A 12,313-nucleotide genomic window follows, 5' to 3' on the forward strand; every position below is an offset into this window, starting at 1 on the left:
TGCTAAATTGGGCACATTATCGTTTCAAACAAACTCTTAAGTTCCATGCTTTAAAACGAGGAGCAACCGTAATAGATGTAACTGAGGAATATACTTCCAAAACTTGTACTCATTGCGGTCATGTTCATCAAAATTTAGGAGGCTCAAAGCATTTTAAATGTCCGCATTGCGGTCATTCAATGCCGAGAGATTGGAATGGCGCTTTGGGGATATTCCTCAAAGCATTGCGAGATACCGCCAGTGTCGATGGTTCTGCCGTCACACTGCTATGAACGGTTTTCCCGACTTTTGCCGGGAATTGCCGGGCTTGATGTATCTGTAGGACTATGAGTATGGAAAACCTTAACCGCGTTTGTTGAACGAAAATGCGGTCTAGATACTGTTAGTCAGGAAAGTTGTAGCGTCAACCAAGTAATTTCGTTGAAAATATTCGAGGGTTGTAGTCTCAAGGCCATAGTTAATAGGCCAGTTAAAATTAGCAATTCTCTCCCGTTAAATTTTGATAATTATAACGAGAGAGCATTAATCAGACTTAGTCTTCGTGTTCATCAAAAGGGTCTCTCAACTCTTTAGCGGGAGGTCCAAAAGCTGTGTAAATTGAAAAGCTAGTAATGGCCACAACCATTACGCCGATAGAGATACTAAGAACTGTTGCAGGTTCCATATAATTCATTAATAATTATTAGTGCTATGCATATACAATATTATTACAAAAGATTAAAAAATTCTGCTGAATTATAGATTACATAGAAACTTATGGCACAAAGAACTGGATTAGGAGACCTGCTCAAGCCTTTAAACTCTGAATATGGTAAAGTATCTCCCGGTTGGGGAACTACACCATTAATGGCCGTTTTTATGGGCTTATTCTTTGTCTTCTTGTTGATTATTCTCCAAATCTACAACTCTTCGTTGTTGTTAGAGAATGTTGATGTGGACTGGGCTAGTCTAACTAAATAAGATTAATTAAAAAGTAGGGCTAAGAAATTAAACTAACTAAAATTTCTCCAGCCCTAGCCATATCCTTAGTAATAATCTCAGGTAAATTTTAGGAGTAAAAAACAAGATGAATATTTTTGGTATTGGTCTCCCTGAAATGATTGTAATTTTAGTCGTGGCTCTTTTGATATTCGGTCCAAAGAAACTACCAGAAATTGGTCGTAGTTTAGGGCAAGCGATAAATAGTTTTAAGGCAGGAGCTAAAGAGTTTGAAAATGAGTTTAAACGAGAGGCAAAACAGTTAGAAGAAGGGTCTCAAGTTAGTCAGTATGCACCTGAATCAGAGTCAGAAAAAGTAGTAACTGTTTCTTCTCCTACAGATACAAGCCAGAAAAGCTAGTTGATCAACAATTAATAATTAATAATTAATAATTAATAATTACCTATCTTTGAAAAGAAGAGGATTGACTAAAAGGATTTTTTTTTGTTGTTTCTCCTTTAAAGGAGAGGGTTTAAACCTTAATTATTAGGTGAAAGTAGAGAAAAAAAATCACCTTAGCAAATCCAAAAAATTATTATATTTTTGACAATTTAATTTTAATTCTGAAAGTAATGAAAGAGGAAGCATCAGGGCAAAATTTAGTGATTCCTCAATTAATTGTAGGTTTGGGAAATCCTGAGCCAAAATACGAAAAGACTAGGCACAATATAGGATTTGCAGCAGTTGATACTATAGCAAATGTGTGGCAAGTTTCTCTATCTGAAAACCGGAAATTTAAAGCAGAATTTGGAGAAGGCAGAGGTATAAAATCTGATAAAATTTATTTGCTCAAGCCCTTGACTTATATGAATAGGTCTGGACAAGCAGTGCGTGCGGTGTTAGATTGGTATAAATTGAAACCAAATTCTGTGCTTATTATATATGATGATATGGATTTACCTATGGGACGACTGCGACTACGGTTATCTGGATCGGCAGGTGGCCATAATGGGATGAAGTCAGCGATCGCTCATTTAGGGACTCAAGAATTTCCTCGTTTGCGCATAGGTATAGGTAAGCCAAAGAATGCTGGTGCTGAAAGTAGAGATCCAAATACTATTGGTCATGTTTTAGGAAAGTTTAGCCCAACGGAAAGTCAATTAATGACTCAAGTACTGAAATTAGTTGTAGATGTAGTAGAGCTTTCTATGAGACAAGGAATAGAAAAAGCGATGAGTCTCTATAACAGTCGTAGTGTCAGCTTGCCAGAAGATTAGACTTCTTGGAGAAGTCAGGCAATAGAGAATAGGGAATTGTTTATTTCATATCTTGAATTGATTTAATTAGGGCTTGCTGATTAAATCTCAAAGCATTGACTGATATTGGTATTAGCCATTTTTAGCTTGAAAAAATTACCTGGTTTTAAGCCCTTCACGCTCATGCATGGAGCGCATTTTGGGGTAACTATGGCAAAAAAATCACTCTGGCTATAATGAACAACCACCTTCTCTATAATTACCCGTTCCTCCTGACTCTTCACTACTCCCTACTCCCTACCTCAACAAAAAGACTTTCCATACGCAAACCCTAATTAAAACTTTTGCCAGAGGTCCATTAATTTACTATTTAAAAAAGTATTTAAAAGTTCCTTGATTTCTATAAGTGAGGATATTATAGAAATTTTAAATTTTATAAAATTTAAAATTTTGACTTGAATAAAAGTGTGATTTTTAACTATTAATGAGTTATAAAGGTTTACCAGAAACTACTGCTTATGTCAGAGTAACTCGTCAGTCTTGGCAAAAAGGGACTATTGAAGGAGAAGTAAGTGCTGGTTCTTTTAATTGGAATTTTAAATGGGGTTTTCGCCATAAAAAAACTCTTTCCATTCAACCTTCTCAAGGACGTGCTTTAATTCAAGAACCTTTAGGTAGGTTTCTAGAAAAATGGGATTATCAACTAGAAGCTGGTGGGGATTACTATTTTACAATTAAAGCAAAATTTTAAAAAAATTTAAATAAGTGGTCAGTGGTCAGTTTTTCCTGCGGAATGCTACGCAAACAGCAATCAGCAGATTTTTTTTGAGACTCCCTCGTTTGTGGAACATTCCGGAACGAAAAGTAGATTTCAACTCCTCCGAAGGCCATCCGGCCGATCAAAAGCCAGGGATTTTTACCTGGAGCTGCTAAAAGCTGAAGCGCTGTTAACGTAGTTCCTCTGCAGGAGGCTAGCTAAAAGCTGATAGCTAGTTGAGATATTATCAGGTAGGTGCAAGATTTTAGTTACACTTGAGCTGAAACAGGTTAAAATTAACTACTCCCCGTAGCTGTTGCCGAGGGGATTCTAAGTTGATACTACGCAACACCGATAAATCCTTGTTGCTTCGTCTCTCATGATTCTGACCAAAGATATATTCTTTGGGGACAAGTCAAGATGCCCCTACACAGTCGGCATAGCGTCTAAACCATGCTTTGCTGCTTACTTTTGTCTAAACATTTGTATATCCAGACAATAGCACAGAACAACTAAATTGGAAAAAAGCACGTTGATAATGAATAATGAATAATGAATGATTCTTTAATTATTAATTATTAATTATTAATTATTTAAGGTGTTTATGTAATTAAAGTTAACCCTCATAATACATCACAAAATTGCAGTAATTGTGGTCATAAAGTGTCTAAAACTTTATCAGTTAGAACTCATTCTTGTCATAAATGTGGAACAGTTTTAGATAGAGATGAAAACGCTGCAATTAAAATATTAAATAAAGCATTAAACGAGGTGGGTATCATCTTGTCTGCTTGTGGAGGCTTAGGCGTTAGTCAGCCTGTAAAACAAGAAACTTCTTCGTTTGAGAAGCTCCCGCTATAATCTTCGATTTAACGGGAGAGAACTTCACAACCCAAAACCTTCTTCAAAAAAAAATTTATGAGTAAATTTGTATTTATAACTGGTGGAGTAGTTTCCAGCATTGGTAAAGGAATTGTAGCAGCAAGCTTAGGCCGTTTGCTCAAATCACGGGATTATTCCGTATCTATTCTGAAATTGGACCCCTATATCAATGTAGACCCAGGTACCATGAGTCCCTTCCAACATGGAGAAGTATTTGTCACAGAAGATGGGGCAGAAACAGACCTAGACTTGGGTCACTACGAACGATTTACAGATACCTCCATGTCCCGCCTAAATAGTGTTACCCAGGGTTCAATCTACCAAGCAGTTATCAATAAAGAAAGACGAGGCGATTATAAAGGGGGTACAGTTCAAGTTATTCCTCATATTACCAACGAAATAAAAGAGCGGGTACATAGAGTTGCCAAAAATGCTAATCCAGATGTAGTAATTACAGAAATCGGAGGGACTGTAGGAGATATTGAATCTCAGCCCTTTTTAGAGGCTATTCGGCAATTTCGTAAAGATGTGGGACGAAATAATGTGTTATATATCCATGTTACCCTAGTCCCTTGGATTGCGGCGGCAGGGGAAATGAAAACTAAGCCCACTCAACATTCAGTCAAAGAGTTGCGCTCTATTGGTATTCAGCCAGATATTCTGGTCTGTCGATGCGATCGCCAACTTAGCTCCAGCTTAAAAGAAAAAATGTCTGAGTTTTGTGATGTACCTGTAGCATCTGTAATTACATCAAAAGATGCCCAAAGTATTTATGAAGTACCTCTAATGTTAGAGGCAGAAGGACTAGCGGTGCAAGCTCTAGAATTATTAAATATGGAGCAACGTCAACCAAATCTTGATAGGTGGCAAACTTTGGTCAATCGTCTTTATCATCGGGACAATCCTGAAATAAAGACAAAAAAGGCCCAATCATCTACTACTACAACTATTGAAATTGCAATAGTAGGTAAATATATTCAACTGAGCGATGCTTATTTATCAGTGGTAGAGGCATTACGCCATGCTGCAATAGCTATTGGTGTGGACTTAAATCTGCTTTGGGTCAATTCTGAAGATGTAGAGGTCAAAGGAGCAAAGACCTACCTGGAAAAGGTGAATGGAATTCTTGTTCCGGGGGGGTTTGGTGTGAGAGGCATTGATGGAAAAATAGCTGCTATTCAATATGCTCGGTTGCACAAAATTCCTTTTTTAGGGTTATGTTTGGGAATGCAATGTGCGGTAATTGAGTGGGCACGCAATATAGCAAAATTGGAATGTGCCCATAGTGCGGAGTTTTATCCTGAAACACCAAACCCAGTGATTAATTTGTTACCCGAACAACAAGATGTAGTAGATTTAGGTGGTACTATGCGACTGGGACTTTATCCTTGCCGTCTTCAAACCGATACATTGGCATTTAAAACTTATCAACAGGAGGTGGTTTATGAACGTCATCGTCATAGATATGAGTTTAATAATGCTTACCGGAACTTGTTGTTAGAAACAGGATATGTTATTAGCGGAGCTTCTCCTGATGGTAGATTAGTAGAAATTATTGAACTTCCCACTCATCCTTTCTTTATTGCGACACAATTTCATCCAGAGTTTCAATCTCGACCTAGCACTCCTCACCCTCTATTTTATAGCTTTTTTCAAGCTGCTAGTTCACAAGAAAAATGTTATGATATGTCTGTCAATAATGCTGAAGCTATTCTAGATAATGTAGTTAGCACAGGTTCTATCCTCAGTGCTGACTAATTTATTAGTTACTAAAAAAAATTTTATTATTGTTTTTTATCAGGTTGAATCGTCTTATCTTAGGGAATTACTAATAATCTTAAGTACAGCATTAACTATTTTTATATTTTCTAAATATTAATCGCTGATAGTTACCTTCGATATTTCAAACTTTTAGTAGTGTTAAACTTCTTAATTAAAGAAGAAATGTTTTTTATTGAGCTAACCTATCCCAGTAATAATGTTTTTTTTTGCTAAAAACCCTAAATATTTTGAGAGTGAAAAACAAAAAATTAAGCTTTTCAAACACATTTTACTTAAACAAATAAGCTTGTTAAAAATAGTGGGATAGATTCATTGAGTAGTAATTTACCAGATCGAGGGTGACTCAATAGTGTTGATCGGACTTTTAGGGTAACTTGCACTAATTTGGAGAAATGCAAGAAATCAAAGCTTTGAGGAGGTCATGTGGCCTACTGGATTAAAATAGATTATGAAAGAAGTAAATACTTGATCGACCTCGATCGTATTACTGCTTTTTCTTGTCAGTCAAATAAGCGACTAACTTTCTGGTTGCCAAATAGCAGTCAGCCAATTATTTTACATAAACAAAGTTGCGAATATGAGTATCAGTTAGTCCTAGAATATATTAAAGACAAAATTGAGATAAACTATCTACCTAATGATGAATTTTGGGTGCAAATTATGTACGACCGCCATGAATGGTTTATCAATTTGAATTGTATTAGTACATTTGCTTTTGAACCGAATGGTCGTATAACTTTTTGGCTACCAGATAGTACAAAAGATATTATTATTAGTCCTAATATCGATCCGGAAGCTTATAAAAAGGTTGTGGAATTTATCACAACAGTAACAGGGTATCCTTTACCTTGAAGAAGGAAGAAAGTCATGCATTCAAAAGTCATGCATTCAAAAGTAAGAAGTAAGAAGTTAACAAGTAAATTATAGTGGTCAATAGGAGTCAACGATCAGGAAGAAAGTCATGCATTCAAAAGTCAAAAGTAAGAAGTTAACAAGTAAATTATAGTGGTCAATAGGAGTCAACGATTCAGCAAGTATTTATGCTTAATATTGGGTGCATCTCATAGCAAGCAAAAATACTTTTTTCCTATATATTCCCAGATCCGGTGTTCCCAGCTCCGGTGTTCCCTAAAAGCGATAAATTTTTGGCTTTATTCACGCATTGAGATGCACCCTTAATATTTAAGCGAGAATTTGACTCCCGATCGAGGTAAATGAAGATAATTTATATAGTATAAATGCCTAACCAAGCTACGGATTTTATACTAATTTTCATGTTACAAATTGAAGTGCGGAATGTGGGTCTCTAAGTTCCCATTTCTCCTGACTCCTGACTCCTGACTCCTGACTCCTGACTCCTGACTCCTGACTCCTGACTCCTGACTCCTCCCCCTGCTAAAAGACTTTTTCAGCAAACCCTAATGAGTATGAAAACTTGCCCAAGCTAACTTAGCAGCTCCTAAAATACCAGCATGATTACCTAATTTAGCCGTTAATAATTTTAAGCCCAAACGAGAACTCAACAAAACTCGTCGCTCAATTTCTGCTTTAGCTACAGGCAAAAAAAGTTCTGCACCAGCACTCACTCCTCCCCCAATAATTACAGCTTCTGGTGTCAATATATAAATTAAACTTGCCAAACCTGCACCCAAAAGTTTGCCATAATATTCCCAGAATTCTAGAGCAAATTGGTCTCCAGCTTGAGCCAAATTTGCTAATTCCAAGGGTTCTTTACCAGTAGCTCGACGAATTGCCTGAACAGAAACATATTGTTCTAGAGACCCACTATTACCACTGTTACACTCTGGCCCGTCAGGGTTCAAAGTAATTAACCCTAACTCTCCCGCAGCCCCTAAATGACCTACAAATAATTGACCATCTAAAATAATTGCTCCCCCCACACCAGTACCTAGAGTAAGCATAATCATATTTTTAAACGGATGGCCTGCACCTAGCCAAGCTTCTCCTAAACCAGCACAATTAGCATCATTAGCGATAACTACTGGTAAACCAGTCTTTTCTTCTAAACACTCAGCCAAGGGAACATTTTGCCAATCTTTCAAATTAATTGCTACTTTAGATATTCTACCTTGAGCATCAGTAGGGCCAGGTACGCCAATACCGATCGCTTGAATAACTGCTGAGTTATCTGGTTGAGATTTAGCTACAGATAAATCGGTTGGATTAAAACTATAATTGTCGAGTGAAGGATTATTTCTTAAACCAGATTTTGCGGAGCGTTGCAATAACAAAATTGCTTCTACCATCACATCAACTATTGCTTTTGGGGTTGCAGGTTGAGGGGTTGGCAAATTCAAAGATTGATGACAAACTCCATCTTTGTCAAAACGCCCCAGTTTAATTGCCGTCCCCCCTATATCAATACCTATTACCTGAATATTCATGTTAGTTATTCTGTGTAGGGAGTATGTAACCGCGTAGCATTGCCTCAACAAAACAAGAAACTTCAGAAAGAAATTAGTTACCGAATAATTAAGGTTTAAAGCCTTTCCTCTCCTTTAAAGGAGAAACAAGCGGTCGTTTTGCTACGCAATATGAAAAGCGCAGCTTCCCATAGGGTGGGATGGCGAGGTCTCGGAGCCATATCCATGAGACCAAGAGAAGAAAAATTTTTCCTTTGAGTCAATCCTATCCGCTTTCAAGGAGAGGTAATTATTAATTATTAATTATTGAAAGTTATCCTTGTGTTGAAGCTCCCGTTATCATCTCAGATTTAATGATAAAGAACTTCAATTAAAATCTTTCAACACTAGAATTAAATATAGGTTCAACCCGGATAGCAATTATAGCAGAGGGACGAACAACCATATATTCTCCTTGAATAGTCTTAATTGGTACATTTACAAACTCTGGAGAATCATGCTTTGGAACTATAACACCACTGTACCAAGTTTGAAAATCTTTAAGACTAAGAAAACGTACTTCTTCACGAGCGCCACCTTCTAACAATAGGTGTATAGCAAATTCATCAGGGTTTCTAGGCATATCTTTATCAGTTATCAGTTATCAGTTACCAGTACCTCCTACTGTTTGCGCAGCATTCCGTAGGAAAGCAGAGCAACTATATCTAATAGGGGTTAACGGCAGTTAAGCCCTACAGGTAGTTTATATTTTCATATTTTGCGTAAGTCCTGATCCTTTTAAAAGGAAAGGTCTGAAACCTTATTTCTTGGACAAAAGTTAAAAATATTAATTCCGATCATTATAAATACCCAAATATAAATTTGGTCTGTACATAATAACACAATCCCTACACCAACCCTTAAAATACTGTGGATTAAACCTTAATTGTCAAACAAATAAATATAAATCTATGCCGCGACGCCAAGATATACGCAAAATCCTACTGGTTGGTTCTGGTCCCATTGTTATTGGCCAAGCCTGTGAATTTGATTATAGTGGAACACAAGCTTGTAAAGCTCTTAGAGAAGAAGGATTTGAGGTTGTGCTGGTTAATTCCAATCCAGCTACAATTATGACAGACCCAGAAATTGCCGAATGTACTTACATCGAACCCCTGACCCCTGAACTTGTAGAAAAAGTCATTGCCAAAGAACGACCAGATGCTCTATTACCCACAATGGGCGGTCAGACAGCTTTAAATATAGCAGTATCCTTGGCCAAAAATGGTACTTTAGCTAAGTATGGTGTCGAGTTAATTGGGGCTAAACTACCAGCAATTGAAATGGCCGAAGACCGACTGCTATTTAAAGAAGCAATGGCTCGAATTGGCATCCCAGTTTGTCCATCGGGTATCGCTAGTAGTTGGGCAGAGGCAAAGGCGATCGCTCAACAAATCGGCACTTATCCCCTAATTATTCGCCCTGCTTTCACACTGGGGGGGACAGGAGGAGGTATTGCTTACAATCAGGAAGAATACGAAGCAATGGCACAAGCAGGGATAGATGCTAGTCCAGTATCTCAAATCCTGGTGGAAAAATCGTTGATTGGTTGGAAAGAATATGAATTGGAGGTAATGCGAGATTTAGCAGATAATGTAGTAATTATCTGTTCGATTGAAAACATTGACCCAATGGGTGTACATACTGGAGACTCCATTACTGTTGCTCCAGCTCAAACATTAACGGATAAAGAATATCAACGACTGCGAGATGCTTCGATTAAAATTATCCGGGAAATAGGGGTAGAAACTGGGGGTTCCAATATTCAATTTGCCACCAACCCGGTGAATGGAGAGATTATTGTGATTGAAATGAACCCACGGGTGAGCCGCTCTTCAGCGTTAGCGTCAAAAGCTACTGGTTTTCCTATTGCTAAAATGGCAGCAAAATTAGCAGTGGGTTACACTTTAGATGAAATTCCTAATGATATTACTAAAAAGACACCTGCTAGTTTTGAACCGACTATTGATTATGTAGTTACGAAAATTCCTAGGTTTGCTTTTGAGAAATTTCCTGGTTCCCAAGCAGTGCTGACAACTCAGATGAAGTCGGTGGGAGAAGCAATGGCAATAGGTCGGACATTCCAGGAGTCGTTCCAGAAGGCGTTGCGGTCTTTGGAAACAGGTAGAGCTGGTTTTGGTGGCGATCGCTGGGAAAAGTTGCCAAGTTTGGAACAAGTACGAGCTGGGTTACGCACTCCTAACCCAGAAAGAATATTTACAGTACGTCATGCTTTGTTGTTAGGTATGACAGTGGAAGAAATTTATGAGTTGACTGGAATTGATATTTGGTTTCTCGATAAGATGCAGGAGTTGACCGATACAGAAAAATTGATTAAGCTGACTCCGCTCAAGGAGTTGACAAAAGAGCAGATGTGGGATATTAAACGGCAAGGTTTTAGCGATCGCCAAATTGCATATTGCAGTAAGACTGCTGAGGATGAAGTCAGAAGTTATCGGTTGAGTTTGGGAATTAAACCTGCTTATAAAACAGTGGATACTTGTGCAGCAGAGTTTGAGGCGCTGACACCTTACTATTATTCTACTTATGAAGAAGAGTCAGAAGTTTTGCCTTCTGAAAAACCAAAGGTAATGATTCTGGGAGGGGGACCTAACCGCATTGGTCAGGGAATAGAATTTGATTATTGTTGTTGTCATGCTAGTTATGCTCTGGGAGAAGACGGGTTTGAAACAATTATGCTTAATTCTAATCCGGAAACTGTTTCGACTGACTATGACACGAGCGATCGCCTTTATTTTGAACCTTTAACTAAAGAAGATGTACTAAATATTATTGAGGCGGAAAACCCAAAAGGAATTATTGTTCAGTTTGGTGGGCAAACTCCTCTGAAGTTAGCAGTTCCCCTGCAGAATTATTTAGAACAAACAGAAACTCCTTCCCAAACTAAAATCTGGGGTACTTCTCCAGACTCTATTGATACCGCAGAAGACCGAGAAAGGTTTGAGCAAATTTTACGAGATTTAGATATTCGTCAAGCTGCAAACGGTCTCGCTCGTAGTTTTGAGGATGCGTTAGCAGTTGCACAAAAAATAGGTTATCCAGTGGTGGTAAGACCTTCCTATGTTTTGGGAGGTAGGGCAATGGAAATTGTTTATTCTGACCAAGAGTTGGAACGTTATATGAAGTTTGCGGTACAGGTGGAACCAGAACATCCAATTTTAATTGACAAATTCTTGGAGAATGCTATTGAGGTAGATGTGGATGCTATTGCTGATGCCACAGGTCAGGTAGTTATCGGTGGGATAATGGAACATATTGAGGAAGCGGGTATTCACTCTGGAGACTCTGCTTGTTCTATTCCTTATCAAAGTTTGGCTCTTGCTGCGGTGGAAACAATTCGTCAATGGACTGTTGCTTTGGCAAAAGCATTGAATGTTATCGGATTAATGAATATTCAGTTTGCGGTGCAAGGGGAAACTGTATATATTTTGGAAGCTAACCCCCGTGCATCACGCACAGTACCTTTTGTTTCTAAAGCAATAGGTGTACCTTTGGCAAAGATGGCATCGCGGGTAATGTCTGGGAAAAAATTAGAGGAATTAGGTTTTGTAGAGGAACAAATTCCCGATCATGTTTCTGTGAAAGAAGCAGTGTTACCATTTGCTAAATTCCCTGGTACAGATACAATATTAGGACCAGAAATGCGTTCTACTGGTGAGGCGATGGGTATTGATGTTGACTTTGGTAAAGCTTTTGCTAAAGCGCAGTTATCCGCAGGGCAAAAGTTGCCTTTGGAGGGAACGGTGTTTGTGTCGATGAGCGATCGGCATAAGGAAGCTGTTGTGCCAGTGGTTAAGGATTTGATTGAGTTGGGTTTGAAAGTGATAGCGACTGAGGGAACTCGGAAGGTATTGTGTTTGCATGGTTTGGATGTGGGGTTGATGTTGAAGTTGCATGAAGGACGGCCAAATGTTTTGGATGGGGTTAAAAATGGAGAAATTCAGTTGATTATTACGACTCCTTCTGGGGAGGAAGCGCGTGCTGATGGGATTAAAATTCGGCGGAGTTCGTTAGATTATAAGGTGCCGTTAATTACGACTATTGCGGGGGCGAAAGCAACGGCGGCGGCGATTCGAGCGTTGAAGTCTGGAGCGTTGGAGGTGAAGGCGATGCAGGATTATTATTAAGAAGGAACGGCTAGACACGGATTTGGGCACGGATAAACGGATTTTCTCAAAGTGTTGGAGGTGAAGGGGATGCAGGATTATTATTAGGAGGAGGAACGGCTAGACACTGATTTGGGCACGGATAAACGGATTTTCTCAATCAGCAA

The 12,313-nt window shown here is 38.4% G+C and carries 12 protein-coding genes; 9 read left to right on the forward strand and 3 right to left on the reverse strand.

Features of this window, described 5'->3' with window-relative positions; genetic code table 11:
- On the forward strand, positions 1 to 272 hold a 272-nt coding region (locus F6K54_RS08985), incomplete at its 5' end, for a zinc ribbon domain-containing protein (RefSeq protein WP_293076650.1).
- A gap of 260 nt (positions 273 to 532) precedes the next feature.
- Here F6K54_RS08985 and psbN read toward each other — a convergent pair.
- Positions 533 to 664 (reverse strand): photosystem II reaction center protein PsbN, encoded by a 132-nt coding sequence (gene psbN / locus F6K54_RS08990; RefSeq protein WP_124146299.1) that lies wholly within the window; start codon positions 662 to 664, stop codon positions 533 to 535.
- Between the two features lie 92 nt (positions 665 to 756).
- Here psbN and psbH point away from each other — a divergent pair, with 92 nt between their 5' ends.
- The 7 genes from psbH to F6K54_RS09025 all read left to right on the forward strand — a co-directional run bounded on the left by psbH (position 757) and on the right by F6K54_RS09025 (position 6,448).
- Entirely contained in the window at positions 757 to 960 is a 204-nt protein-coding gene (gene psbH, locus F6K54_RS08995) for a photosystem II reaction center phosphoprotein PsbH (protein ID WP_287274054.1), read from the forward strand.
- A gap of 106 nt (positions 961 to 1,066) precedes the next feature.
- Positions 1,067 to 1,339, forward strand: a complete 273-nt coding sequence (locus tag F6K54_RS09000) for a TatA/E family twin arginine-targeting protein translocase (protein WP_293076652.1) — start codon at positions 1,067 to 1,069, stop codon at positions 1,337 to 1,339.
- A gap of 212 nt (positions 1,340 to 1,551) precedes the next feature.
- The gene (gene pth / locus F6K54_RS09005) at positions 1,552 to 2,196 is read left to right on the forward strand and encodes an aminoacyl-tRNA hydrolase (protein ID WP_293076654.1); all 645 of its coding nucleotides are present in this window, start codon (positions 1,552 to 1,554) and stop codon (positions 2,194 to 2,196) included.
- A 463-nt stretch (positions 2,197 to 2,659) separates the two neighbouring features.
- Complete coding sequence (locus F6K54_RS09010; RefSeq protein ID WP_287517726.1) at positions 2,660 to 2,926, forward strand: DUF3146 family protein; 267 nt, start codon at positions 2,660 to 2,662, stop codon at positions 2,924 to 2,926.
- Positions 2,927 to 3,541: 615 nt separating this feature from the next.
- Positions 3,542 to 3,793: a zinc ribbon domain-containing protein gene (locus F6K54_RS09015; protein WP_375341958.1), complete on the forward strand. Its 252-nt coding sequence runs from the start codon at positions 3,542 to 3,544 to the stop codon at positions 3,791 to 3,793.
- Between the two features lie 57 nt (positions 3,794 to 3,850).
- Positions 3,851 to 5,572, forward strand: coding sequence for a CTP synthase (locus F6K54_RS09020; RefSeq protein ID WP_293076658.1), 1,722 nt, complete (start codon positions 3,851 to 3,853; stop codon positions 5,570 to 5,572).
- Positions 5,573 to 6,019: 447 nt separating this feature from the next.
- A complete protein-coding gene (locus F6K54_RS09025) occupies positions 6,020 to 6,448 on the forward strand; it encodes a hypothetical protein (RefSeq protein WP_293076659.1) in 429 nt (142 codons plus the stop codon).
- Positions 6,449 to 7,014: 566 nt separating this feature from the next.
- Here the strand turns inward: F6K54_RS09025 and F6K54_RS09030 are convergent.
- Positions 7,015 to 8,001 (reverse strand): ROK family protein, encoded by a 987-nt coding sequence (locus tag F6K54_RS09030; RefSeq protein ID WP_293076661.1) that lies wholly within the window; start codon positions 7,999 to 8,001, stop codon positions 7,015 to 7,017.
- Positions 8,002 to 8,350: 349 nt separating this feature from the next.
- Positions 8,351 to 8,602 carry a hypothetical protein gene (locus F6K54_RS09035; RefSeq protein ID WP_293076662.1) on the reverse strand — a complete coding sequence of 84 codons (252 nt, stop codon included), beginning with the start codon at positions 8,600 to 8,602 and terminating at the stop codon, positions 8,351 to 8,353.
- 328 nt (positions 8,603 to 8,930) lie between these two features.
- Between F6K54_RS09035 and carB the strand changes: the two genes are divergently transcribed.
- Positions 8,931 to 12,167, forward strand: a complete 3,237-nt coding sequence (carB, locus tag F6K54_RS09040; protein ID WP_293076664.1) for a carbamoyl-phosphate synthase large subunit — start codon at positions 8,931 to 8,933, stop codon at positions 12,165 to 12,167.
- Positions 12,168 to 12,313 lie beyond the last annotated feature (146 nt).

The organism is Okeania sp. SIO3B5, assembly GCF_010692555.1.
Lineage (GTDB): Bacteria > Cyanobacteriota > Cyanobacteriia > Cyanobacteriales > Microcoleaceae > Okeania.

Excerpts from the sequence above, each read along its gene's own strand:
- psbN (WP_124146299.1), bottom strand. The coding sequence starts at position 664 with ATGGAACCTGCAACAGTTCTTAGTATCTCTATCGGCGTAATGGTTGTG.
- psbH (WP_287274054.1), top strand. The coding sequence starts at position 757 with ATGGCACAAAGAACTGGATTAGGAGACCTGCTCAAGCCTTTAAACTCT.
- F6K54_RS09000 (WP_293076652.1), top strand. The coding sequence starts at position 1,067 with ATGAATATTTTTGGTATTGGTCTCCCTGAAATGATTGTAATTTTAGTC.
- pth (WP_293076654.1), top strand. The coding sequence starts at position 1,552 with ATGAAAGAGGAAGCATCAGGGCAAAATTTAGTGATTCCTCAATTAATT.
- F6K54_RS09010 (WP_287517726.1), top strand. The coding sequence starts at position 2,660 with ATGAGTTATAAAGGTTTACCAGAAACTACTGCTTATGTCAGAGTAACT.
- F6K54_RS09020 (WP_293076658.1), top strand. The coding sequence starts at position 3,851 with ATGAGTAAATTTGTATTTATAACTGGTGGAGTAGTTTCCAGCATTGGT.
- F6K54_RS09030 (WP_293076661.1), bottom strand. The coding sequence starts at position 8,001 with ATGAATATTCAGGTAATAGGTATTGATATAGGGGGGACGGCAATTAAA.
- F6K54_RS09035 (WP_293076662.1), bottom strand. The coding sequence starts at position 8,602 with ATGCCTAGAAACCCTGATGAATTTGCTATACACCTATTGTTAGAAGGT.
- carB (WP_293076664.1), top strand. The coding sequence starts at position 8,931 with ATGCCGCGACGCCAAGATATACGCAAAATCCTACTGGTTGGTTCTGGT.